This window comes from Rhodococcus sp. NPDC054953 (genome assembly GCF_053609225.1).
The window spans coordinates 122,850-146,295 of record NZ_JBSGXD010000002.1 but is presented as its reverse complement, the minus strand read 5'-3'; the positions used below and the strand labels follow the sequence as shown (position 1 = coordinate 146,295).

The window sequence follows — 23,446 nt, the reverse complement described above, 5'->3', positions numbered from 1 at the left end:
GTCGAGGAAAATGGGTTACCCGCCCGGAAACCAAACACCCCCGGCGGCCCCCTTCGCCCCCCCCGGCGCTGTTTCGCGTTACCGTCGGCTCGCCCTCACCGAGCCGTCAGTGCGCGACGGGGCAACCCCCACCGGTGCCCTGGGTCTGGTAGTCGACCTGGTACTCCTTGAGGCCGTTGAGCCAGCCGGAGCGCAGGCGACGCGGGTCCGCGACCTCGGTGATGTCCGGCAGGAAGTCGGCGATCGCGTTGAAGATCAGATCGATCTCCATGCGGGCCAGGTTGGCGCCCAGGCAGTAGTGGGCGCCGGTGCCGCCGAACGACAGGTGCGGGTTCGGGTCCCGCAGAATGTTGAAGTCATGCGCGTTCTCGAACACGTCCTCGTCGAAGTTCGCCGAGATGTAGTTCATCACCACACGCTGACCCTTGGTGACGGTGACGCCGCCGATCTCGGTGTCTTCGAGCACGGTGCGCTGGAAGGCGGCGACCGGGGTTGCCCAGCGGATGATCTCGTCCGCCGTGGTCTTCGGGCGCTCCTTCTTGTACAGCTCCCACTGCTCGGGATGGTCCATGAAGGCCTTCATGCCGTGGGTGATCGCGTTGCGGGTGGTCTCGTTGCCCGCAACGGCGAGCAGGATCACGAAGAACCCGAACTCCTCGGCGCTGAGCGCCTCGCCGTCGACGTCCGCCTCGATGAGCGTGGTGACCAGGTCCTCGCGCGGGTCGGCCTTGCGGGCCTCCGCCATCTGGTACGCGTAGCCGAGGATCTCCATCGACGCCGTCACCGGGTCGATGTCCAGCTCCGGGTCGTCGTAGCCGGTCATCTGGTTGGACCAGTCGAAGACCTTGCCGCGGTCCTCCTGCGGCACGCCGATGAGCTCGGCGATGGCCTGCAGCGGCAGCTCACAGGCGACCTGGGTGACGAAGTCGCCCTTGCCCTCTGCGGCGGCGGCCTTGACGATGGCCTCGGCCCGCTCGTGCAGCTCGTCCTTGATCGCATTGATCGCGCGGGGGGTGAAGCCGCGGGAGACCAGCTTGCGCAGCTTGGTGTGCTCCGGGGCGTCCTTGTTCAGCAGCACGAACCGCTGCAGTTCGATGTTCGCACGGTCGATGTCGTCGGCGAACCGCGGAATCGCGGTGTTCTCCCAGGTGGAGAACACGTCGCTGCGCATCGAGACGTCGCGGATGTCCTCGTGCTTGGTGACGAGCCAGTAGCCACCGTCACTGAAGCCGCCGACGCCGTCCGGCTGCTCGACCCAGAACACCGGCTGGGTGTTGCGCACCTCGGCGAGTTCCTCGACGGGGAGTCGATGTGCGTAGATGTCCGGGTCCGTAAAGTCGAACCCGGCGGGGATGTTGGGCTGCGCCACTGCTGTCTCCTGCCCTCGCGTATCAAGTCGCAAGTGATCTGTAACACGTTCTATCGATATTGAATCACACCCCCAACGTCTAGGGAAGATCTGCAGCCAGAGTCCTTGCCGAGGCGCGGAACCTGTTCTACTTTCCTAAGAAGAATATGAAAGGAGCCCGCAGTGGGCACACCAGTAATCGTCGAGGCCGTCCGGACCCCGATCGGCAAGCGCGGCGGATGGCTGTCCGGCCTGCACGCGGCCGAAACCCTTGGCGCCGCGCAGGTCGGCCTCCTCGAGCGCTCCGGCATCGATCCGCAGCTCGTCGAGCAGGTCATCGGCGGCTGCGTCACCCAGGCGGGTGCGCAGTCCAACAACGTCACCCGGACCGCGTGGCTCGCCGCGGGCCTGCCCTGGCAGGTCGGCGCAACCACCATCGACTGCCAGTGCGGCTCCGCGCAGCAAGCCAACCACCTGATCGCGGGCCTCATCGCGACCGGCGCCATCGACGTCGGCATCGCCTGCGGTGTCGAGCAGATGAGCCAGGTCCCGCTCGGCGCCAACGTCGGCACCGAGGCCGGACCGCGCCGCCCCGCCTCCTGGGACATCGACATGCCCGCCCAGTTCGAGGCCGCCGAGCGAATCGCCAAGCGCCGCGGCATCACCCGCGACGACATCGAGGCGCTCGGCGTCCGGTCGCAGGCCCTGGCCAAGCAGGCATGGGAGGAGGGCCGCTTCGACCGCGAGGTGCTGCCCGTGACGGCCCCCGTCATCGGCGCGGACAAGCTGCCCACCTCCGAGACCACGGTGATCTCACGCGATCAGGGTCTGCGCGACACCACCGCGGAGTCCCTCGCGGGGCTCAAGCCGGTCATCGAGGGCGGGATCCACACCGCGGGCACCTCCTCGCAGATCTCCGACGGTGCCGCCGCCGTGCTGCTGATGGACTCGGACCGGGCGCTGGCGCTCGGCCTGAAGCCGCGGGCCCGGATCGTCTCGCAGGTCCTCGTCGGCGCCGAGCCCGAGTTCCACCTCGACGGTCCCGTGCAGGCGACCGCCAAGGTGCTCGAGAAGGCGGGCATGAAGATCGGGGACCTCGACCTGTTCGAGGTCAACGAGGCGTTCGCGTCGGTTGCGCTGTCGTGGGCGCAGGTGCACGGCCCCGACATGGACAAGGTGAACGTCAACGGCGGCGCGCTCGCGCTCGGACATCCCGTTGGCAGCACCGGATCCCGGCTGATCACCACCGCGCTGCACGAGTTGGAGCGTCGCAACGGCTCGACCGCGCTGATCACGATGTGCGCGGGCGGCGCGCTGGCCACCGGCACCATCATCGAACGGATCTGACGCCGCGATGAACCGCCCACCGCTGCTCGACACGAGATTCACGCGCTCGATCATCAAGTGGATGTCGAGGGCGAACGTGGTCGCGTACCGGGCGACCGGTGGGCGGATCGGCGGCAAGTGGCGGGTCGGCAGCGCCGCGCGGACGGGGCTGCCGATCTGCCTGCTCACCACCACCGGACGCAAGTCCGGTGCGCACCGGGTCAGCCCGCTGCTGTTTCTCGAGGACGGCGACAGCGTGGTGCTCGTCGCGTCGCAGGGCGGCCAGCCGAAGCACCCGCTGTGGTACCTCAACCTGAAGGCCGACCCCCGGGTGACCATCCAGATCCGGTCCCGGCTACGCCCACTCGTCGCGCGCGTCGCCGACGACGAGGAACGCGCCCGGCTGTGGCCGAAGCTGGTGGCGATGTACCCGGAATTCGACGACTACCAGGCGTGGACCGACCGGCAGATCCCGGTCGTCGTGTGTTCCTAGAAAATCCCCTTCGGGTGGCCGACAATGCGAGATGACTCGGCAATGCTCACCCAACAGATGAGGGAGATCGTCATGACGGCCGGCCCCCAAGATCAGATCCTGGACCGACGCGAACTCGCGTCCGCGTTACTCAAGGCGCTCGAGATGCGACACGAGGTCCTCGACGCGATCGTCGAGAGCGACGACCACGCGGGGGCGGTGCGCGCGGTGAGCGGGCTGCTCGACAGCACCGAGGCGAACGCCGAGGTGGTGCTCGGGCTGCAGCTCGGGCGGTTGACCCGCCTCGAACGGGACCGGCTGCGCGACGAGGTGCAGAACCTCGACGCGACCCTGAAATGGCTTCCCGAACAGCGACCCGCCGCGACCGGGTCCGGCGTCCGGCTGCGACCGTTCGGCGGCAGCGACTCCGATGCCGACCTGTTCCGGCTGCGGTCCGAGGAGCAGTTCGACGACAACGGGAATCCGTGGTCGTCGGACCGGGTGGAATCCGAGCGGGAGCGGGGGCTGCGCCGCGTCGACGACGAGACCGCGGCCTGGTTCGTGTGCGAGGACGTCAGCGGCGACGCCCCGCGCAGCGTCGGGCTGGTGTTCGGCGAACTGACCGGCCAGGAGGTCGACATCGCCGTCTGGGTGGCGCCTGCCTCACGCAAGCACGGCTACGGCACCGCCGCGCTCAAGCAGTCGCGCACCGAGCTGGCCGCCTACTTCCCTGGCACCGTCGTCGTCGTCCGCACCCCGGCAGGCGCGTAGCGCCCGTGAGTCCTTTTGGTCCCCTGGCGGGCCAAAAGGACTCACGGGCGGCGCAGCCGCCTACGCCCCGTAGACCGGCGTCGGGGTCTCGGCCTTGGCCAGCAGGTCCGCGACGACCGGGCCGAGTTCCTTCGGCTCCCAGCGCGCGCCCTTGTCCTGGCTCGGGCCGTGCCGCCAGCCCTCGGCGACGGTGACCTTGCCGCCCTCGACCTCGAACACGCGGCCGGTGACGTCCTTCGACTCGGTCGAGCCGAGCCACACGACGAGCGGGGAGATGTTCTCCGGCGCCATCGCGTCGAAGCCCTCCTCCGGGGCGGCCATCGCCTCGGCCATCGCACCGCCAGCGCCGACCGTCATCCGGGTGCGCGCGGCGGGCGCGATCGCGGTGACGGAGACGCCGTAGTTCTTCAGCTCGGCCGCGGCCTGGATGGTCATCTCGGCGATGCCCGCCTTCGCCGCGGCGTAGTTGCCCTGGCCGATCGAGCCCATCAGGCCCGCGCCGGAGCTGGTGTTGATGATCCGGGCGTCGACCGGGCGTCCGGCCTTCGACTCGGCACGCCAGTACGCGGCGGCGTGCCGCAGCGGGGCGAAGTGGCCCTTGAGGTGCACGCGGATCACCGCGTCCCACTCCTGCTCGCTCATCCCGACGAGCATCCGGTCCCGCAGGAAGCCCGCGTTGTTGACCAGCACGTCGAGGCCGCCGAAGGCGTCGATCGCGGTCTTGATCAGGTTCTGCGCACCCTCCCAGTCCGCGACGTCGTCACCGTTGACGACGGCCTGGCCGCCCGCGGCGATGATCTCCGCGACGACCTGCTCGCCGGGGCTCTCACCGGTGGCGGTGCCGTCGCTGCCGACGCCGATGTCGTTGACGACGACCTTCGCGCCCTCCGCCGCGAACGCCAGTGCGTGCGCCCGTCCGATGCCGCGGCCCGCGCCCGTCACGATGACGACGCGACCGTCTACCAGTCCGCTCACTACTTCTCCTCCGTTGATGCCGCCGCCAGGAAGGCGGGGCGTTCACCGCCACCGTGGACGGTCAGGGTCGAACCGCTGACGTAGGACGCCAGCGGCGATGCCAGGAATGCTGCACAGTTTCCGATGTCCTCGGGGCGGGCCATCCGACCCAGCGGGACCGTGGCCCCGACCGCCTCGACACCGGCCTCGTCGCCGTAGTGCAGGTGCGCCTGCTCGGTCTCGACGAGCCCGACGACGATCGAGTTCACCCGCACCTTCGGCGCCCACTCGACCGACAGGCTGGCCGACAGGGAGTCGACGCCAGCCTTCGCCGCGCCGTACGCCGCGGTGCCCGGCGACGGGCGGCTGCCGCTCACCGATGAAATGTTCACGATCGAACCGCCGCCGTCCTGCTGCTGCATAACGGCGTTCGCCGCCTGCGAGATCAGCAGCGGGGCCAGCAGGTTCAGTTCGACGATCTTCGAATGGAATTTCGGGCCCGCGTCGGCGGCGAGGGCGAACGGTGCGCCGCCCGCGTTGTTGACGACGGTGTCGAGCCTGCCGTGCCGCGCGACGATCCCGTCGATCATTGCCTGCACCTGCTCGGGGTCGCGGACGTCGCAGGCGACAAACTCCACCCCGCGGCCGTCGACCTCGATCGGGTCGTCCGCGGGCCTGCGCGCGCAGGTCACCACCGTCGCCCCCGCTCGCAGGAAGGTGCGGCTGATGCCCGCCCCGACCCCCCGCACCCCTCCGGTGACGAGCACGACGCTGCCACTGAGACCCAAATCCACCAACGCACCTCCGCTGTCAGCGGCCCCCTCACGGCCGCCCGATGATTCGCCTGCGGACCGGGGGGCTGCTCCGGTCGCATCGGCGACGGACTCCGGCCAGGCCCGCAGGTGTGCTAACTTACCAAGCAATCGCTTGGTTTGGCGACCTACCTAAGGAATCACGATGGGAATCACCTCCACTTCCGACGGGGCCGGCATCGTCACGGTCACCGTCAACTACCCGCCCGTGAATGCGATCCCCTCGAAGGGATGGTTCGAACTGGCCGACGCCATCCGCGAGGCCGGGCAGAAGCCGGACACCCACGTGGTGATCCTGCGGGCCGAGGGACGCGGCTTCAACGCCGGTGTCGACATCAAGGAAATGCAGGCCACCGAGGGTCACGGCGCCCTGATCGACGCCAACCGCGGCTGCGCGGCGGCGTTCGGCGCCGTCTACGACTGCGAGGTCCCCGTCGTGGTCGCCGTCAACGGCTTCTGCGTCGGCGGTGGCATCGGCCTGGTCGGCAACGCGGACGTCATCGTCGCCTCCGACGACGCGATCTTCGGCCTGCCCGAGGTGGACCGCGGCGCGCTCGGCGCGGCCACCCACCTGGCCCGCCTTGTCCCGCAGCACATGATGCGGACGCTGTACTACACGGCGAAGAACGTCGACGCCCAGACCCTCAAGCACTTCGGGTCCGTCTACGACGTGGTCCCGCGTGAGGAGCTCGACGCCTGCGCGCTGAAGATCGCCGGTGAGATCGCCGCCAAGGACACCCGGGTCATCCGGCGCGCCAAGGAGGCCATCAACCGGATCGACGTGATGGACGTGCACACCAGCTACCGGATCGAGCAGGGCTTCACGTTCGAGCTGAACCTCGCAGGCGTCGCCGACGAGCACCGCGACGAGTTCGTCGCGACCGGCAAGCCGAAGTCGAACACCAAGGGAGAGGGCAACTAATGGCCGAGAAGCGCGACAAGCGCCGCTCACTGGACGAGGCCGTCGCCGGCATCCAGAGCGGGATGACCATCGGCATCGGCGGCTGGGGCTCGCGGCGCAAGCCGATGGCCCTCGTGCGCGCCCTGCTGCGCAGTGACGTCACCGACCTGACCGTCGTCGGCTACCTGGGCCCGGACCTCGGTCTGCTGATCTCCGCGGGCAAGGTCAAGCGCGCCTACTACGGATTCGTGTCCCTGGACTCGGCGCCCTTCTACGACCCCTGGTTCGCCAAGGCCCGCGTCGCCGGGACCGTCGAGTCCCGCGAGATGGACGAGGGCATGGTCAAGGCCGGCCTGCAGGCCGCCGCCGCGCGCCTGCCGTTCATGCCGATCCGCGCCGGCCTCGGCTCGGACGCGCAGACCGTCTGGGGCGACGAGCTCAAGACCGTCGCGTCCCCGTACCCGGACGCCGACGGCCGCATCGAGTCCCTCATCGCAATGCCCGCGCTGAACCTCGACGCTGCCCTGGTCCACCTGGACCTGGCCGACGAGCGCGGCAACGCTGCCTACACCGGCGTGGACCCGTACTTCGACGACCTGTTCTGCCTCGCGGCCGAGCAGCGCATCCTCAGCGTCGACAAGATCGTCTCGACCGAGGAACTCGTCAAGTCCGTCCCGAACCAGGCGCTGATCCTGAACCGCGCGATGGTCGACACCGTCACCGAGGCCCCGAACGGCGCACACTTCACCTTCGCGGGCGGGTACAAGCGGGACGAAAAGTTCCAGCGCCACTACGCCGAGTCCGCCAAGACCCCCGAGGCATGGCAGGCCTTCGCCGACACCTACCTGTCCGGCAGCGAGGACGACTACCAGGCCGCCGTGCGCAAGTTCGCAGAGGAGCAGAACGCATGACCGAGGTAACCCGCGCCGAGTACTGCGCAGTCGCGTGCGCCGACCTGTTCGCCGACGCTGGCGAGATCTTCGCCTCGCCCATGTCGACGATGTCGCTCATCGGTGCCCGCCTGGCGAAGCTCACCTCCGAGCCGGACCTGATCATCACCGACGGTGAGGCCCTGATCTTCGCCGACGCCCCGGCGATCGGCGCCGCCGCACCGATCGAGGGCTACATCCCGTTCTCGAAGGTCTTCGACGTGGTCGCGTCGGGCCGTCGTCACGTGGTGATGGGCGCCAACCAGATCGACAAGTTCGGCAACCAGAACCTCTCCGCGTTCGGCCCGCTGGACAAGCCGACCCGCCAGATGTTCGGCCTGCGCGGCGCCCCCGGCAACTCGATCAACCACGCCACCAGCTACTGGGTCGGCAAGCACTCCACCCGAGTGTTCACCGAGCAGGTCGACGTGGTGTGCGGGGTCGGCTACGACAAGGTGGACCCGGAGAACCCGGCGTTCCGCTTCCTGAACAACTACCAGGTGATCACCAACCTCGGTGTGTTCGACTTCCAGGGTCCCGGCCGTACCTTCCGTGCCGTCACGCTGCACCCCGGCGTCACCGCCGACGAGGTCGCCGAGAACACCTCCTTCGAGGTCGCCGGGCTGGCCGAGGCGGGCGTGACCCGTGAGCCCACCGCCGAGGAACTGCGGATCATCCGCGAGGTCCTCGACCCGAAGAGCTTCCGCGACCGCGAGATTCCGGCATGAGCAGCCAGGTACTGCGTACCCCGCTGACCGAGCTGGTCGGCATCGAGCACCCGATCGTGCAGACCGGCATGGGCTGGGTGTCCGGTCCGCGCCTGACCGCGGCCACCTGCAACGCGGGCGGTCTGGGCATCCTCGCCTCGGCGACGATGACCTACGACGAGCTCGAGGTCGCGATCAAGAAGACCAAGCAGCTCACGAGCAAGCCGTTCGGCGTCAACATGCGCGCCGACGCGTCCGACGCCGGCCAGCGGTGCGACCTGCTCATCCGTGAGGGTGTCAAGGTCGCGTCCTTCGCGCTGGCGCCGAAGAAGGACCTGATCGCCAAGCTCAAGGACAACGGCATCGTCGTTGTCCCCTCGATCGGTGCCGCCAAGCACGCCGTCAAGGTCGCCTCCTGGGGCGCCGACGCGGTGGTCGTGCAGGGCGGCGAGGGCGGCGGCCACACCGGCGGCGTCGCGACGACGCTGCTGCTGCCGTCGGTGCTCGACGCCGTCGACATCCCGGTTATCGCTGGCGGCGGTTTCTTCGACGGTCGTGGGCTCGCTGCTGCGCTGTCCTACGGCGCGGCCGGTGTCGCGATGGGCACCCGCTTCCTGCTCACCAGCGACTCCGCGGTGCCGGACTCGGTCAAGCAGCAGTACCTGCAGCGCGGCCTCACCGACACCACGGTGTCGGTGAGGGTCGACGGCATGCCGCACCGGGTGCTCAACACCGACCTGGTCAACGCACTCGAAAAGTCCAGTTACGCCAAGGGACTCGTCGCCGCCACCAAGAACGCGATGAAGTTCAAGGCGATGACCGGCATGAAGTGGTCGACGCTGGCCAAGGACGGCCTCGCCATGAAGAAGTCCGGCGACCGGACGTGGCAGCAGATCATCATGGCCGCCAACACCCCGATGCTGCTCAAGGCCGGTCTGGTCGAGGGCAACACCGAGGCCGGCGTGCTGGCGTCCGGTCAGGTGGTCGGCATGATCGAGGACCTGCCCAGCTGCCAGGAACTGATCGACCGCATCGTCGCGGACGCGGTCAAGCGCATCGACGCGCTCGGAGCGCTCAAGGCCTGAGCCGAACGCACCGACCCCCCTCCGGGTGAAGGGCACCATCGACCGGTTGAACCGGTCGGGGGTGCCCTTCACCCGTTTCCGACGCCGTCAGGCCGTCGCCACCCGCAGCACGAGCGCGGCGACCGCCAGCAGCAGGAACCCGGCCGGGAACGGCAGCGTCCGGTACCACCGCACCCGCAGGTGGGCGGCGACGGCGCAGGTGAAGTACAGGACAAGGCCGACGGCCGCGGCTACCCCGATCGCGGGCACGACGATCCCAACAAGCAGGCCGACGACACCGGCCGCCTTGACCAGACCCAACGGCAGCAGCCAGGAGCGGGAGAGCCCCACCCTGACCGCATTGGCGACGGCGGCGTTCGTCTGCAGGAAGTCGGCGACGGCCGCGTAGCCGTTGGCGAGCACGGCAGCGGCGGTGACGGTGACGTAGGCGGTGAACATCGAACCCTCCAGCGAACGCGAAGGCAAACACCTTCTGCCACAATCCTTCCCATCGCGACATTGCCCGTCCAATACCCGCGTCCATACGCTGGTTGCATGGATGTGGACATCCGGTTGCTGCGCTACTTCGTCGTCGTCGCCGAGGAGGCAAGCATCACCGCGGCCGCGGAACGGCTGTTCGTGTCGCAGCCGACGCTCACCAGGCAGATCCGGCAACTCGAGACCACGCTCGGGGTGGATCTGTTCGTGCGGTCCCACACCGGCATGTCCCTGACCGATCCCGGACGTACCCTCGCCGGCCACCTCCCCGCGCTGCTCGACGGCTGGGACACCGCGGTGCGGGAGACACGACAGTCCGCCGCCGTCACGGCGGGGGTGCTGCGGGTCGGGTTCGTGGCGACCGCAGCCAACGAGTCGACTCAGCGGATCGTCGCCGCCTTCACTCGCCGGCACCCGGGTTGGCGCGTCGACATGCGCAGGACCGACTGGGCCGACCCGACCGCGGGGCTCGCCGACGGCCGGGTGGACGCCGCGTTCCTCCGACTACCGGTCCCGGACCACCCGCGGCTGCGCGTCGAGGTGCTGTTCACCGAACCGCGCTGGGTGGCACTGCCCGCCCGCCACCGATTGGCCGGGCGCGAGTCGATCGACTTCCCCGAACTGTGGGACGACCCGTTCGTTGCCGGGCCCGCCGAGGCCGGGCGCGCGCGTGACCACTGGCTCGCTACCGCGGAGCGCGACGACCGGGCCCCGATCATCGGCGCCGTCGCCCACAACTCGGACGAGTGGCTGGCGGCGATCGCGAACGGCTACGGCGTCGCGCTCGCCCCCGAGGGCGTCGCCCGCTTCTATCGACGTCCGGGCATCACGTTCGTCCCGGTCACGGGCGTGAGCGGGAGCCGGGTCGCCGTCGGGTGGGCCGAGGAACGCGACGGCGACCCGGTGCTGCGCGACTTCGTCCGGTGCTGCATCGAGACCCGATCCGGATCCCGGTGAGGGTCGCCGCCGCCCGACCTCCGCTCATCCCTGGCGGGCGGCGATCCGGGCACGCACCTCGGGTCGGCGCAGTGGCGGCACCGTCGATGGTGGCTGCCGCCGCTCCGGCAGCTCGGCGAGCAGCCGTTCGGTGGCGGCGGTGACCTCGGCGACGGCCCGCTCGAACGGCTCCCTGGTGTGGTCGGACAGCTTGTGGATTCCGCTGACCTTGCGGATGTACTGGACCGCGGCGGCCTCGATCTCCTCCGCGGTCGCGGCCGGTTCCAGGCCGCGCAGCTCGGTGATGTTTCGGCACATGCCTCGACGGTAGACCCCGACGGCGCGCGGCGCGACGAGCGTGCCGCGCGCGGACACCCAGGTCGGTGGACTCCCCTCCGGTAACGTCAGCCCCTGTGAAGCTGACGCGTGAACGGGGTGAGCAGGCCACCGGACCGGGGCGTCCCCGTGATCCGCAGGTCGATCGCGCGGTGCTCGAGGCAACGGTCGACCTGCTGGTCGAGTCCGGATACCAGAAGACCACCATCCAGGCGATCGCCCGCCGGGCCCGGGTCAGTGCGCCGGCGATCTACCGGCGGTGGGCGACCCGCGAGATGATCATCGAGGACGCGATCTTCGGCCTCCGCGAGGACGACGAAATGCCTGCGCCCCCGGCCACCGACGACCTGCACGCGGACCTGCTGGTGTGGACTCGCAAGTTCCTCGACAGCACCGCCCATCCGGCGGCCCGCTCGGCGATCCCCGGACTGCTCTCGGCCTACCACCACCACGACGGCGTGCACGAGCGGCTCGTCCAACGAGCCGAGGCACCGGCCCGCGCCGCGTTCGTCGCGCGGGTCCTCGGGTCCGTGTCGCTGCCGGACCCGAAGGCCGAGGACACCGCGGGCATCGTGTTCGACATGCTGGTCTCCGCCACGATGATTCGCGGTGTCACGCACGGCGACGAGGACGCCGACGAGTGGTGCGCGAAGCTGGCCGACGCCCTCAACGCCCTGATCTCGACGCTGCGTTAAACCGCCGGCTCGCGAAAACACCGATGCCCTCCCGATCCGGCGGATCGGGAGGGCATCGGGATTCGATCGCGGTGCCTACTTGATGCGCTCGATGATGGTGACGTTCGCGGTGCCGCCGCCCTCGCAGATGGTCAGCAGGCCGTAGCGGCCGTCGACCCGCTCGAGCTCGTTGAGCAGGGTCGCCATCAGCTTGGTGCCGGTCGCGCCGAGCGGGTGGCCGAGCGCGATCGCGCCGCCGTTGACGTTGACCTTCGCCGGGTCGGCGCCGATCTCCTTGATCCAGGCGAGCACGACCGGCGCGAACGCCTCGTTGATCTCGACGACGTCGATGTCGTCGATGGTCAGGCCGGTCTTGGCGAGCGCGTGCTGGGTGGCCGGGATCGGCGCGGACAGCATGAAGATCGGGTCGTCGCCGCGCGCGCTGACGTGGTGGATCCGGGCGCGGGGCTTGAGGCCGTGCTTGGCGACGGCCTCCTCCGAGGCGAGCAGCAGCGCGCTGGCGCCGTCGGAGATCTGGCTGGCGACGGCGGCGGTCATCTTGCCGTTCTCGACGAGCACGTTCAGGCTCGCCATCTTCTCCAGGCTGGTCTCCCGCGGGCCCTCGTCGACGGTCGCGTCACCGAGCGGGACGGTCTCGTTGTCGAAGCGGCCCGCGGCGATCGCTGCCTTGGCCCGCTCGTGGCTCTGCAGCGCCCACTTCTCGAGCTCCTCGCGGCTGATGTCCCACTTGTCGGCGATCATCTCGGCGCCAAGGAACTGGGACACCTCCGCATCGCCGTAACGCTCGGTCCAGCCGGTGGACTCGGCGGTCGGGGTGCTGAACCCGAACTGCTCGCCGACGACCATCGCCGACGAGATCGGGATCTGGCTCATGTTCTGCACGCCGCCCGCGACGATCAGGTCGGCGGTGCCGGACAGGATGGCCTGCGCGCCGAACTGGATGGCCTGCTGGCTCGAGCCGCACTGACGGTCCACGGTGACGCCGGGGACGTGCTGCGGCAGCCCCGCCGCCAGCCAGGACAGCCGGGCGATGTTGCCTGCCTGGCCGCCGACCGCGTCGACGCAGCCGAAGATGACGTCGTCGACCTCGGACGGGTCGATGCCGGTGCGCTCGACCAGCGCCTTGACGATGTGCGCGCCCAGGTCGATCGGGTGGACACCGGCGAGCGCGCCGTTCTTCTTCCCGATGGGGGTGCGGATGGCGTCGACGATGTATGCCTCAGGCATGGGATCTCCCTAGGGTTAGGACCGGCTCGCGGGGCTGGACAGCCCGTCGAGAACGATGGCGAGGTACTGCTTGGCGACGGTTTCCGCGGTCATCGGTCCGCCGGGCCGGTACCACCGGACCGCGACCCAGACGGTGTCCCGCATGAAGCGGTACACCAGCTCGACATCGATGTCGGGGCGGAAGCTGCCGTCCGTGATGCCGGATTCGAGCACGGACACCCACAGGGTCCGAAACTCCCGGTTGCGGTCGGTGATGTACGCGAACCGGTCGCTCCCGACGAGATGCTTGGCCTCGTCCTGGTAGATCGCGACCGCGGCGTGCGAACTGTCGATGGACTCGAAGGAGGCGACCACGAGCGCCTCGAGGGTGGCTCGGGCGCCGAGCCCGGAGTCGGTGATCGCCTGGTACCGCCCGAACAGGTCGTCGAGGAATCCGCTGAGGATCTCGTCGACCATCGACTCCTTGGAGTCGAAATGGTGGTAGAGGCTGCCGGACAGGATCCCCGCGGCGTCGGCGATGTCGCGGACGGTGGTCGCACGGGTTCCGCGCTCCGCGAACAGTGCCGCCGCGAGGTCGAGCAGCTCAGCGCGGCGACCGGACTTGGTGGCGGACTCTTCGGCACGGGGCGGTGGTGTCACATCGCCATCATACCAACCAAGCGATTGCTAGGGTCCGAGGATGGCTGACACAACGCACTGCGCCGTCGTGACCGGAGGTTCCGGCGGCATCGGCATCGCGATCGTCCGACGGCTCGCCGCGGCGGGACACCCGGTGGCGCTCACCTACCGGGCGAACGCCGGCCGGGCCGAGGCCGCCGTCGCCGAGGTCGCGGCCGCGGGCGGGCTGGCGCGGGCCGACCGCGTCGACGTCACCGACCCGGCCGCCGTCGCGGAGTGGGCCGACGCGGTGCGCACCGGGTTCGGTGAGCCGTCGGTGCTGGTCCACGCGGCGGGCCCGCACATCCCGATGGTCCACCTGTCGCGGGTCTCCCCCGCGACGTACGCCGAGCACCTGAATGCCGAGGCGACCGCGTTCTTCGCGATCGTATCGGCGTTCCTGCCCGCGCTGCGGGCCACCGCGGGCTCGGTCGTCGCGGTCACCACCGCGGCCACCGATCGTTACCCCGTGCGCGACGGCCTGTCCTCGGGCACCAAGGGTGCCGTCGAGGCGCTGGTGCGGGCGTTCGCGGCGGAGGAGGGCCGGTTCGGGGTGCGGTTCAACGCGGTCGGGCCCGGCATGCTCACCGACGGGATGGCCGCGCGACTGATGGGCAGCGCCGATCTCGACGAGCGCGCGCAGGCGGTCGCGATGAGCCGGATCCCCCTTGGCCGCTTCGGGTCAGCCACCGACATCGCGGAGGCCGTCAGCTTCCTCGCCAGCGACAAGGCGGGCTTCATCACCGGCCAGAAGCTGAACGTCGACGGCGGCTACACCGTCTAGGCGGCTTCGCCGCCCGTGAGTCCTTCTGGCCCCCACTCGGACCAGAAGGACTCACAGGCGGGACAGGGGTTTTCGTCCCGCCTCACCCAGCCCTCGCGACGCAGGACCCGCTCGACCTCCTGCGCCACCACGCACGGGGTCCCGACGGTCTCCTCGTAGCCGAACACCAATCGAGGTCGCCCCGCCAGTTCGGCGGCGTTGTCCCGACGCCGGTCGCGGAACTTCACCTCACGCATGGAGTGCGACCAGCGCCCGTCCAGGCGAACGATCAGGGGTGCGCCGCATCCGGTGTAGTCGCAGTCTTCCCACAGGGTCCTGCCGTCGACGATCACCGGCCCCTGCCGGTCCGCTCGTGGCAAACCGTGCGCCTGCTCGACGTCGACCGCGAAGTGGTATTCGAGTACCGATTGCACACCCTCGGCGAGCAGGCGGACCGCGTCCTCGAGCGCCCTGCGATAACGCCGGGGTGTCCGTTCCTGCAGGCGCTGCCGTACGTCCGCCAGCCGGATGCGACGGTTCGTGACCGACGAGATCAGGCTGACGTAGGCGGCCCGTGCGGTCGGCTCCGCCACCGCGAGGTCGATCGCCGTGTCGGCCAGCGTGGTCCGGGGCATTGCCGTGTCGAGACCGATGTAGGCGTGCGCACGCGAACGGTGCACGACCACCCCGGGGTGCAGGACGGACCCGACCGCGGGCACCGGGAACCCTGGACTGCCGCCCCCGACGCACGTGGGTGACTGGCCCTTGGCCGAGAGTCGGTACGGCACGGTGATGTGCACGGGAGCGGATGGATCGGCGGGCACGATGCCCCATTCCTCCGCAGCGGTTCGGTGGCTCAGCAGCGCCGGGCCACCGCCGTAGATCAACGCGGCCATGAGCGTCATCGGCCGGGTCAGCGGGCCGGTGGTCACGCAGTAGACGCCGTGCAGCACCCGCTGCCAGTGCCCGGCCTCGAGCCGTTTACGGACCCGGGTGCGCGGGAAGCCGCATGCGGTCAGCTGAGCCTGGGTAACCAGGCCGAGCTGCGCATCGAGGAGGACCTGAAGCTCGCGAGGTGTCTGTTCCGGAGGCATACACCGGACCATGACCGCCCGGTCCGACACGCGCACCGACCCCGGGAAGGGTTATCCACAGGCGCTGCGCGCCTGTGAGTCCTTCTGGCCCCGGTGGGGACCAAAAGGACTCACAGGCGGCGGAGCCGCCTAGGCGCGCTGGCTGGAGATGGAGACGATCTCGCCGGTCAGGTAGGTGGTGTAGTCGCTGGCGAGCATCGCGATCGTCGCGGCGATCTCCCACACCTCGGCGGCGCGGCCGTACGCCTCGCGGGAGGCGAGGGTGTCGAGCAGCTCGTCGCTGGTCACCTTCGCCAGGAACGGGTGCTTGGCGATGGACGGGGCGACGGCGTTGATCCGGACGCCGTACTCGGCGGCCTCGATCGCCGAGCAGCGGGTCAGCGCCATGACGCCCGCCTTCGCCGCCGCGTAGTGCGCCTGCGAATGCTGCGCACGCCAGCCGAGGACCGACGCGTTGTTCACCAGCACACCGTTGTGGTCGACGCTCTTGAAGTAGCGCAGTGCCGCGCGGGTGGCGCGGAAGGTGCTGGTCAGGGTGATGTCGAGGACGCGGTCCCACTGCTCGTCGGTCATGTCGACGACCGGGGTCTCGCCACCAAGGCCCGCGTTGTTGACGAGGACGTCGATGCGACCGAGCTGCTCGGCGGCGCTCGCGATCAGGGCGTCGACCTGCTCGGTGCTGGAGACGTCGCACACGAAGGAGGTGATCTGCTGGCCGCCGAACTCGGCCGCCAGCTTCTCGACGGTCTCGCCGAGACGACGCTCGTGGAAGTCGGAGACGAGAACGTCGGCGCCCTCGAGCAGGGCGCGGCGGGCGGTGGCGAAACCGATGCCGGTGCCCGCGGCGGCGGTCACGACGACCTTCTTGCCCTTGAGCAGGTTGTGGCCCTCGATCTCGGCGGGAGCGACGGAGAGCGGGGACTGGACGGAAGTGGTCACGGGCGTGCCTCTCGGGGAAGGCCGAGCACCCGCTCGGCGATGATGTTGCGCTGGATCTCGTTGGATCCGCCGTAGATGGTGTCGGCGCGGCTGAACAGCCACAGCCGCTGCAGGTCGTTCAGTTCCTCGCCGGGCTCGGTGTCCTCGACGCCGACGAGGGAGGCCGCCCCCTGCACCTCCATCGCAAGTTCACCGAGGCCGCGATGCCAGTTGGCCCACAGCAGCTTGGCGACGGACGCCTCGCCGCCGCTTTCGCTGGCGTCGACGGCCGCGAGGGTGCGCAGCGCGTGGGCGCGCATCACCTGCAGACCCATCCATGCCCGGGAGATCTTGGTGCGGATCGCGGGATCGGTGGCGGCGCCGTTGCGCTCGGCCAGTTCGACGATCGACTCGAGTTCGCGGGCGAAGCCGATCTGCTGGCCGAGGGTGGAGACACCGCGCTCGAAGGTGAGGGTGCCCATCGCCGTCGCCCAGCCATTGCCCTCGCCACCCACGACGAGGTCGGCGTCGGTGCGGGCGTTGTCGAAAAACACCTCGTTGAACTCGGAGGTGCCGGTGAGCTGGATGATCGGGCGCACCTCGACGCCGTCCTGGTTCATCGGGACCAGCAGGTACGACAGCCCCTTGTGACGCGACGACCCCGGCTCGGTGCGGGCGACGACGAAGCACCAGTCCGACAGGTGCGCCAGCGAGGTCCACACCTTCTGCCCGTTGACGACCCACTGGTCGCCCTCGATCCGGGCGGTGGTCGACACGTTCGCGAGATCGGAGCCTGCGCCGGGCTCGGAGTAGCCCTGGCACCACAGCTCGGTAACGGTCTTGATGCCGGGCAGGAACCGCTGCTTCTGCTCCTCGGTACCGAACGCGATCAGCGTCGGGCCGAGCAGTTCCTCACCGATGTGGCTCACCCGCGCAGGCGCATTGGCGCGCGCGTACTCCTGGTGGAAGATGATCTGCTGGCTCAGCGTCGCCTCGCGGCCGCCGTACTCCCTCGGCCATCCGAGGCACGTCCAGCCGGCCGCGGCCAGGTGACGGTCCCATTCGAGTCGCTCCTCGAACGCCTCGTGTTCACGCCCCGGCCCACCGAGGCCCTTCAGCTCGGCGAACTTCCCCGAGAGGTTCTCCTCGAGCCATTCGCGCACTTCTTTGGCGAAGGCCGCGTCCGCGACCTCGCTCTCACCCTGGCTAACGTCCACAGCGATACGGTACCCTACCAAGCACTTGCTTTGTATAGAGGTTTCGCCTCGCCCTAGGAGAAATAGTGAGCACAGATGTGACCACCGAGCCCCGGACGACCCCGGCCGCGCTGCTGCGCGCGGCGGAACTGTACGGGTCGAACGAGGCCATCGCCGACGGGTCCGACCGCGTCACCTACACCGAACTGCTGGACCGGGTCCGCACCACGGCACGGGCACTGATGGCCGCGGGCATCGAGCCCGGGGACCGGGTCGCCATCTGGGCTCCCAACACCCACCACTGGGTGGAGGCGCTGCTCGCCGCCCAGTACGCGGGCGCAACGGTGGTGCCGATCAGCACCCGGTACACCGGTCACGAGGCCCTCGACCTCCTGCAGCGCACCGCGGCCAAGGCGCTCGTCGTGCCCGCCCGGTTCCTCAAGGCGGACCGGCTCGCGAACGTGCTCGACGCAGCTGGCCCCGGCGGGCTGCCGGACCTGAAGCTCGTGGTCCGCACCCCGTCGGACAACCCGGCCGACGGCGTCCCGACGACCGAGTTCCCCGGCGGCGACATCCTCGAGTGGGATCGGCTTGCCGCAGCGGCCGAGCCGGTCTCGGTCGCCGACGCCGACGCCCGCGCCGCCGCCGTCTCCCCCGACGACATCGCCGACATCCTGTTCACGTCCGGCACCACCGGCAAGAGCAAGGGCGTCATGACCGCGCACCGCCAGACCGTCGGCATCGCCGACGCGTGGGCCGACTGCGCCGAAATCGACTCCAACGACCGATACCTGGTCATCAACCCGTTCTTCCACACGTTCGGCTACAAGGCCGGGATCATGGTGTGCCTGCTGCGCGGCGCCACCAACGTGCCGTTCGCCACCTTCGACGTGCCGAAGGTGATGGGCACCGTTGCCGCCGAGAAGATCACCGTCCTGCCCGGCGCACCCACGATCCATCAGACGATCCTCGACTTCCCGACCCGCGACGACTACGACCTGTCGAGCCTGCGGATCGCGATCACCGGCGCCGCCGCGGTCCCGGTCGTCCTTGTCGAGCGACTGCAGGCCGAACTCGGGTACGAGGCGGTCCTCACCGCGTACGGCCAGACCGAGGCGGTCGTGGTGACGATGTGCCGCACCGACGACGATCCGGTCACTGTCGCGACGTCGTCCGGACGCGCCATCCCCGGCATGGAGGTGCGGATCGGCGACCAGGGCGAGATCCTGGTGCGCGGCGAGAACGTCATGCTCGGCTACCTCGACGATCCCGAGGCCACCGCGAAGACGATCGACGCCGACGGCTGGCTGCACACCGGCGACGTGGGCGTCCTCGACGAGCGCGGCTACCTGGACATCACCGACCGTCTCAAGGACATGTACATCTCGAACGGGTTCAACGTGTACCCGGCCGAGGTCGAAAACACCCTGGCGCGCATCGATTCCGTTGCCGAGGCCGCGGTCATCGGCATTCCGGACGAGCGGGCGGGCGAGGTCGGCCGCGCGTACGTGGTCGTGAAGCCGGGCGCCACCCTCACCGCCGACGAGGTCATCGCGTTCTGCAAGGAGCGTCTGGCCGGCTTCAAGATTCCGCGCGAGGTGCGGATCGTCGACGGGTTGCCCCGCAACCCGTCCGGCAAGGTCCTCAAGAACGATCTGCGCGAGGGAAAGTCGTGACCCCTCCCCTTCCGGACGAGGGCGAGGTCGTCACCTACCAGGTGCGCGACCACATCGCGTACGTGACACTCAATCGCCCCGAGTACCGCAATGCGCAGAACTCGGTGATGACGTACGCACTCGATGCCGCCTTCGAACGGGCCGTCGAGGACGACGACGTCAAGGTGATCGTGCTGGCGGGCAACGGCGAGCACTTCAGCGCCGGTCACGACATCGGCACGCCGGGCCGCGACCATCACGTGCACTACGAGAACAAGGCCGCACTGTGGTGGGATCACCTCGGAAAGCCCGGCGGCGACCAGCGTTTCGCCAGAGAAACCGAGGTGTACCTCGGAATGTGCAGGCGCTGGCGGGAGATTCCGAAGCCGATGATCGCGCAGGTGCACGGCGCGTGCATCGCGGGTGGTCTGATGCTCGCGTGGTGTTGCGACCTGATCGTCGCCTCCGACGACGCGTTCTTCTCCGATCCCGTTGTCCGGATGGGTATTCCCGGGGTCGAGTACTTCGCGCACCCGTGGGTGCTCGGGTCGCGGTTCGCCAAGGAGATCCTCTTCACCGGAGACCGCTTCACCGCGCAGCGCGGGTACGAGGTCGGCATGGTCAACCGGGTGGTGCCCCGCGCCGATCTCGCCGCAGCGACCAAGGACCTCGCCGACCGGGTCGCGCAGATGCCGCGCTTCGGCCTTGCCCTGACCAAGAAGGCCGTCAACCAGTGCGAGGACCTGATGGGTCAGCGCGCGGGCATGGACTCGGTCTTCGGCCTGCATCACTTCGCCCACGCGCACAACGCCGAGGTGGGCAGGGACTCGCTGGGTGGAATGGACGTCAACAGTATGAAAGCGAAGGCGAAATAGTGGATCTCGAACTGGACGACAAGGCCCGCGCCTTCCAGCTGGAAGTGCGGGAGTGGCTCGCGGCCAACGTCCCGGCACAGCCGCTGCCGTCGATGGACACCGCGGAGGGCTTCGAGGCCCACCGCGAGTGGGAGCACAAGCTGGCCGACGCCCGCCTGTCGACCGTCGCCTGGCCCGCCGAATTCGGTGGCCGCGACGCGTCGATGATCGAATGGGTGCTCTTCGAAGAGGAGTACTACAAGGCGGGCGCGCCCGGCCGGGTCAGCCAGAACGGCATCTTCCTGTTCGCGCCGACCCTGTTCGAGCACGGCACGCCGGAGCAGCTCGCCCGGATCATGCCGCGCATGTCGCGTGCCGACGACATCTGGGCGCAGGCCTGGTCCGAGCCGGAGGCCGGATCCGACCTTGCCGGCATCCGCTCGACGGCCCGCCGCACCGAGGGCGGCTGGATCCTCAACGGGCAGAAGACGTGGAGCTCGCGCGCGGTGTACGCCGACTGGGGCTTCGGCATGTTCCGCACCGACCCGGAGGCGCAGCGCCACAAGGGTCTGACCTACTTCATGTTCCCGCTGAACCAGGATGGCGTCACGGTGCGGCCGATCCCGCAGCTCGACGGCGAGCCGGGCTTCGCGGAGATCTTCTTCGAGGACGTGTTCGTCCCGGACACCGACGTCGTCGGCGAGGTGAACAACGGCTGGCGGGTGGCGATGAGCACCGCGAGCAACGAGCGTGGCCTGTCGCTGCGCAGCCCCGGCCGCTTCATGTCCGCGGTCGACCGTCTCGTCGAGGTGTGGAAGTCAGGCGCCGACACCACCGACACCGCCGCACGGGATCGTGTCGTCGACGCGTGGATCGGCGCCGAGGCGTACCGGCTGCACACCTGGGGCACCGTCACCCGGATGCTTGAGGGCGTTCCGCTGGGTGTCGAGGGCTCCATCAACAAGATCTTCTGGTCCGAGCTCGACGTCCGCATCCACGAGACGGCCCTCGACCTGCTCGGTGCCGACGGCGAGCTCGCCGGCACCTGGCAGGACGGCTACCTGTTCTCGCTGTCCGGCCCGATCTATGCCGGCACCAACGAAATTCAGCGCAACATCGTTGCCGAGCGGCTGCTCGGACTCCCGAAGGCGGATCGATGAAATTCTCCCTATCCACCGAGCAGCGCGACTTCGCGGACAGCCTCCGCGGCCTGCTCGCCGGTGCCAACACCCCGGCCGTCGTCCGCTCCTGGGGCGAGAACGACACCGCCCCCGGTCGTGAGCTGCTGACCCAGCTCGCCGAGACCGGCGTGACCGCGCTCGCGATCCCCGAGGAGTACGACGGGATCGCCGCGCACCCGGCCGATCTCGCCGTTGCCTTCCTCGAACTGGGCCGCGCCGCGGTCCCCGGACCGCTCGTCGAGACCGCGGCCGCGGTCCCCGCACTGCTGTCCGCCCTCGGTGACCAGTCGCTCGCGAAGCGGTTCCTGCCCGGCATCGCCGAGGGCACCTCCCTCGCATCGCTGGTGCTCGAACCGTCCACCCCGCGCGCCCTCGACGCCGACCTGGCCGACCCCGTCCTGCGAGTCAGCGGCGACACCCTCGAACTGGTCCGCCCGACCACGCAGCTCGAGTCCGTCGACCCGGCCCGGCGCCTGTTCGAGGTGGAGGCCGTCGAGACCCTGGCCCAGGGGCCGGACGTCGCCGCGGCCGCCGAGCAGGCCTACGACCTCGCGGTGCTCGCGGTCTCCGCTCAACTGATCGGCGCCGGTCACGCGATGATCGACACGGCAACCGACTACGCGAAGAACCGCGCGCAGTTCGGCCGGGTCATCGGCAGCTTCCAGGCCGTCAAGCACCACCTGTCCGACGCGAAGGTCGCCGTCGAGATGGCCACCCCGCTGGTGTACGGCGCGGCGATCGCGATCGCCGACGGCGCCGACACCGTCGCCCGCGACGTCTCCGCCGCGAAGGTCGCCGCCGCGAATGCCGCCTACCTCGCGTCCCGCAAGGCGCTGCAGGTGCACGGCGCGATCGGCTACACCCTCGAGTGCGATCTGTCGCTGTGGCTGACCAAGGTCCGTGCGCTGCAGTCCGCATGGGGCACCACCGCCGCGCACCGCGCGCGGGTTGCGAGCGCGCTGTGAGCGGCGTCGGGGTGTTCGCGGAGGAGCAGCTCGAGCTTCGCAAGACCGTCGCGCAGCTGCTGACCAAGCGCGCCGATCCGGCCGCGCTGCGCAAGACCCTCGAGTCCGGCGATGCCTTCGACCGCGGCCTGTGGGACGTGCTGTGCCAGCAGGTCGGTGTCGCGGCGCTGGCGATCCCGGAGGAGTTCGGCGGCTTCGGCGCCACCGTCGTCGAGCAGCACCTGGTGCTCGAGGAGCTCGGTGCCGCGTTGACGCCGTCGCCGATGTTCGGTTCCGCGGTCCTTGCCGCGCAGGCGATCCTGGCGACCGGGAACGCCGAGGCGTGCGAGCGCCTGCTCCCCGGCATCGCTGAGGGTGCCTCGATCGCCGCGCTGTGCTGGGTCGGCCCCGAGGGACACTGGCGCAGCGACGATGTCGCGACCTCCGCGTCCGGCAGCGAGGCCGACGGCTACACCGTCTCGGGCACCGCGCACTACGTGCTCGACGGTGCGCACGCCGACGTGCTGATCGTCGCGGCCTCGATCGGCGGCGGCATCGAACTGTTCGAGGTGGATCCGTCGGCCGACGGTGTTGCCCGCAGGCAGCTGCCGACGATGGACCTCACCCGTCCGCTGTCGCTGGTGGAGTTCACCGCCGCGTCGGCGGTCCGGCTCACCGACGGCGACGCCTCCCCGGCGCTCGAGCGGGTCCGGCAGATCGCGATCGTCGCGCAGACCGCCGAGCAGGTCGGTGCCGCGGCGCGCTGCCTGCAGATGACCGTCGACTACAGCAAGGACCGGGTCCAGTTCGGTCGCGCAATCGGCAGCTTCCAGGCGCTCAAGCACCGGATGGCCGACCTGTACTTCCTGGTCGAGACGGCCCGGTCGGCGTCCTACGCGGCGGTGTACTCGCTGAGCGAGGGCCTGCCGTCCGCGGCCGCCGACGCCGCGGTCGCGAAGGCGTACTGCTCCGAGGCGCTGCTCGCGGTCACCGGCGACGCGATCCAGCTGCACGGCGGCATCGCGATCACCTGGGAGCACGACGCGCACCTGTACTTCAAGCGTGCGCACGGCAGCGCGCAGCTGTTCGGGCAGCCCGCGGAGTTCGTCAAGGAGATGGAGTCGCTCGCGGGCCTGCCCGCCTGACCGCAGTCCCCACCCGTGGAAGGGCCGGCCCGAACATTTCGGGTCGGCCCTTCCCGCGTCGGC

The 23,446-nt window shown here is 69.8% G+C and carries 25 protein-coding genes; 15 read left to right on the top strand and 10 right to left on the bottom strand.

The genetic code is table 11. The annotated features are described in order from the left end of the window. Positions 1–106: 106 nt before the first annotated feature. Entirely contained in the window at positions 107–1,369 is a 1,263-nt protein-coding gene (locus ACWF62_RS02305; protein WP_378507368.1) for a cytochrome P450, read from the bottom strand. A 162-nt stretch (positions 1,370–1,531) separates the two neighbouring features. On the opposite strand from ACWF62_RS02305, the gene ACWF62_RS02300 reads away from it, so the two are divergent. The 3 genes from ACWF62_RS02300 to ACWF62_RS02290 all read left to right on the top strand — a co-directional run bounded on the left by ACWF62_RS02300 (position 1,532) and on the right by ACWF62_RS02290 (position 3,917). Beyond that, positions 1,532–2,695, top strand: a complete 1,164-nt coding sequence (locus ACWF62_RS02300) for a steroid 3-ketoacyl-CoA thiolase (RefSeq protein WP_378507369.1) — start codon at positions 1,532–1,534, stop codon at positions 2,693–2,695. Between the two features lie 7 nt (positions 2,696–2,702). Next, positions 2,703–3,167: a nitroreductase family deazaflavin-dependent oxidoreductase gene (locus ACWF62_RS02295; protein ID WP_378570719.1), complete on the top strand. Its 465-nt coding sequence runs from the start codon at positions 2,703–2,705 to the stop codon at positions 3,165–3,167. 72 nt (positions 3,168–3,239) lie between these two features. Beyond that, positions 3,240–3,917 carry a GNAT family N-acetyltransferase gene (locus ACWF62_RS02290; protein WP_378507371.1) on the top strand — a complete coding sequence of 226 codons (678 nt, stop codon included), beginning with the start codon at positions 3,240–3,242 and terminating at the stop codon, positions 3,915–3,917. A gap of 60 nt (positions 3,918–3,977) precedes the next feature. On the opposite strand, the gene ACWF62_RS02285 is transcribed toward ACWF62_RS02290, so the two are convergent. Further along, positions 3,978–4,892 (bottom strand): SDR family oxidoreductase, encoded by a 915-nt coding sequence (locus ACWF62_RS02285; protein WP_378570721.1) that lies wholly within the window; start codon positions 4,890–4,892, stop codon positions 3,978–3,980. Next, entirely contained in the window at positions 4,892–5,665 is a 774-nt protein-coding gene (locus ACWF62_RS02280; protein ID WP_378507373.1) for an SDR family oxidoreductase, read from the bottom strand. Before ACWF62_RS02280 ends, ACWF62_RS02285 begins: the two co-directional genes overlap by 1 nt. 163 nt (positions 5,666–5,828) lie before the next feature. Between ACWF62_RS02280 and echA20 the strand changes: the two genes are divergently transcribed. The 4 genes from echA20 to ACWF62_RS02260 are packed head-to-tail and all read left to right on the top strand — an operon-like array spanning position 5,829 to position 9,305. Next, on the top strand, positions 5,829–6,605 hold the full coding sequence (gene echA20 / locus ACWF62_RS02275) for a (7aS)-7a-methyl-1,5-dioxo-2,3,5,6,7,7a-hexahydro-1H-indene-carboxyl-CoA hydrolase (protein ID WP_378507374.1): 777 nt from the start codon (positions 5,829–5,831) through the stop codon (positions 6,603–6,605). Beyond that, complete coding sequence (locus tag ACWF62_RS02270; protein ID WP_378507375.1) at positions 6,605–7,495, top strand: CoA transferase subunit A; 891 nt, start codon at positions 6,605–6,607, stop codon at positions 7,493–7,495. Before echA20 ends, ACWF62_RS02270 begins: the two co-directional genes overlap by 1 nt. Further along, positions 7,492–8,241, top strand: coding sequence for a CoA-transferase subunit beta (locus tag ACWF62_RS02265; RefSeq protein ID WP_378507376.1), 750 nt, complete (start codon positions 7,492–7,494; stop codon positions 8,239–8,241). Before ACWF62_RS02270 ends, ACWF62_RS02265 begins: the two co-directional genes overlap by 4 nt. Continuing rightward, on the top strand, positions 8,238–9,305 hold the full coding sequence (locus ACWF62_RS02260; RefSeq protein ID WP_452629321.1) for an NAD(P)H-dependent flavin oxidoreductase: 1,068 nt from the start codon (positions 8,238–8,240) through the stop codon (positions 9,303–9,305). The genes ACWF62_RS02265 and ACWF62_RS02260 overlap by 4 nt, the downstream gene beginning before the upstream one ends. Positions 9,306–9,392: 87 nt before the next feature. On the opposite strand, the gene ACWF62_RS02255 is transcribed toward ACWF62_RS02260, so the two are convergent. Then, entirely contained in the window at positions 9,393–9,743 is a 351-nt protein-coding gene (locus ACWF62_RS02255; RefSeq protein ID WP_378507378.1) for a DoxX family protein, read from the bottom strand. Positions 9,744–9,839: 96 nt separating this feature from the next. Between ACWF62_RS02255 and ACWF62_RS02250 the strand changes: the two genes are divergently transcribed. After that, positions 9,840–10,739 carry a LysR family transcriptional regulator gene (locus ACWF62_RS02250; protein ID WP_378507379.1) on the top strand — a complete coding sequence of 300 codons (900 nt, stop codon included), beginning with the start codon at positions 9,840–9,842 and terminating at the stop codon, positions 10,737–10,739. 24 nt (positions 10,740–10,763) lie between these two features. On the opposite strand, the gene ACWF62_RS02245 is transcribed toward ACWF62_RS02250, so the two are convergent. After that, positions 10,764–11,036: a DUF2277 domain-containing protein gene (locus ACWF62_RS02245; RefSeq protein ID WP_378507380.1), complete on the bottom strand. Its 273-nt coding sequence runs from the start codon at positions 11,034–11,036 to the stop codon at positions 10,764–10,766. Positions 11,037–11,131: 95 nt separating this feature from the next. Between ACWF62_RS02245 and ACWF62_RS02240 the strand changes: the two genes are divergently transcribed. Beyond that, positions 11,132–11,749, top strand: a complete 618-nt coding sequence (locus ACWF62_RS02240; RefSeq protein WP_378507381.1) for a TetR/AcrR family transcriptional regulator — start codon at positions 11,132–11,134, stop codon at positions 11,747–11,749. Between the two features lie 75 nt (positions 11,750–11,824). On the opposite strand, the gene ACWF62_RS02235 is transcribed toward ACWF62_RS02240, so the two are convergent. Further along, positions 11,825–12,976: an acetyl-CoA C-acetyltransferase gene (locus ACWF62_RS02235; RefSeq protein WP_378507382.1), complete on the bottom strand. Its 1,152-nt coding sequence runs from the start codon at positions 12,974–12,976 to the stop codon at positions 11,825–11,827. Positions 12,977–12,991: 15 nt separating this feature from the next. After that, positions 12,992–13,615: a TetR/AcrR family transcriptional regulator gene (locus ACWF62_RS02230; RefSeq protein WP_378507383.1), complete on the bottom strand. Its 624-nt coding sequence runs from the start codon at positions 13,613–13,615 to the stop codon at positions 12,992–12,994. Positions 13,616–13,655: 40 nt separating this feature from the next. On the opposite strand from ACWF62_RS02230, the gene ACWF62_RS02225 reads away from it, so the two are divergent. After that, positions 13,656–14,417: an SDR family NAD(P)-dependent oxidoreductase gene (locus tag ACWF62_RS02225; protein ID WP_378507384.1), complete on the top strand. Its 762-nt coding sequence runs from the start codon at positions 13,656–13,658 to the stop codon at positions 14,415–14,417. On the opposite strand, the gene ACWF62_RS02220 is transcribed toward ACWF62_RS02225, so the two are convergent. From ACWF62_RS02220 to ACWF62_RS02210, 3 genes are all read right to left on the bottom strand, one after another. Beyond that, positions 14,414–15,490, bottom strand: a complete 1,077-nt coding sequence (locus ACWF62_RS02220) for a type IV toxin-antitoxin system AbiEi family antitoxin domain-containing protein (protein WP_452629320.1) — start codon at positions 15,488–15,490, stop codon at positions 14,414–14,416. The genes ACWF62_RS02225 and ACWF62_RS02220 overlap by 4 nt on opposite strands. Positions 15,491–15,619: 129 nt before the next feature. Beyond that, complete coding sequence (locus ACWF62_RS02215) at positions 15,620–16,429, bottom strand: SDR family oxidoreductase (RefSeq protein WP_452629319.1); 810 nt, start codon at positions 16,427–16,429, stop codon at positions 15,620–15,622. Then, on the bottom strand, positions 16,426–17,625 hold the full coding sequence (locus ACWF62_RS02210; RefSeq protein WP_378507387.1) for an acyl-CoA dehydrogenase family protein: 1,200 nt from the start codon (positions 17,623–17,625) through the stop codon (positions 16,426–16,428). The genes ACWF62_RS02215 and ACWF62_RS02210 overlap by 4 nt, the downstream gene beginning before the upstream one ends. 77 nt (positions 17,626–17,702) lie before the next feature. On the opposite strand from ACWF62_RS02210, the gene ACWF62_RS02205 reads away from it, so the two are divergent. Genes ACWF62_RS02205 through ACWF62_RS02185 form a run of 5 tightly spaced genes read left to right on the top strand, consistent with a single transcriptional unit; the run spans position 17,703 to position 23,383 of the window. Beyond that, a complete protein-coding gene (locus ACWF62_RS02205) occupies positions 17,703–19,280 on the top strand; it encodes a FadD3 family acyl-CoA ligase (protein ID WP_452629372.1) in 1,578 nt (525 codons plus the stop codon). Next, positions 19,277–20,134, top strand: a complete 858-nt coding sequence (locus tag ACWF62_RS02200; protein ID WP_378507388.1) for an enoyl-CoA hydratase — start codon at positions 19,277–19,279, stop codon at positions 20,132–20,134. The genes ACWF62_RS02205 and ACWF62_RS02200 overlap by 4 nt, the downstream gene beginning before the upstream one ends. Further along, positions 20,134–21,273 carry an acyl-CoA dehydrogenase family protein gene (locus ACWF62_RS02195; protein ID WP_378507389.1) on the top strand — a complete coding sequence of 380 codons (1,140 nt, stop codon included), beginning with the start codon at positions 20,134–20,136 and terminating at the stop codon, positions 21,271–21,273. The genes ACWF62_RS02200 and ACWF62_RS02195 overlap by 1 nt, the downstream gene beginning before the upstream one ends. Continuing rightward, on the top strand, positions 21,270–22,259 hold the full coding sequence (locus ACWF62_RS02190) for an acyl-CoA dehydrogenase family protein (protein WP_378507390.1): 990 nt from the start codon (positions 21,270–21,272) through the stop codon (positions 22,257–22,259). Before ACWF62_RS02195 ends, ACWF62_RS02190 begins: the two co-directional genes overlap by 4 nt. Further along, complete coding sequence (locus ACWF62_RS02185; protein WP_378507391.1) at positions 22,211–23,383, top strand: acyl-CoA dehydrogenase family protein; 1,173 nt, start codon at positions 22,211–22,213, stop codon at positions 23,381–23,383. Before ACWF62_RS02190 ends, ACWF62_RS02185 begins: the two co-directional genes overlap by 49 nt. Positions 23,384–23,446 lie beyond the last annotated feature (63 nt).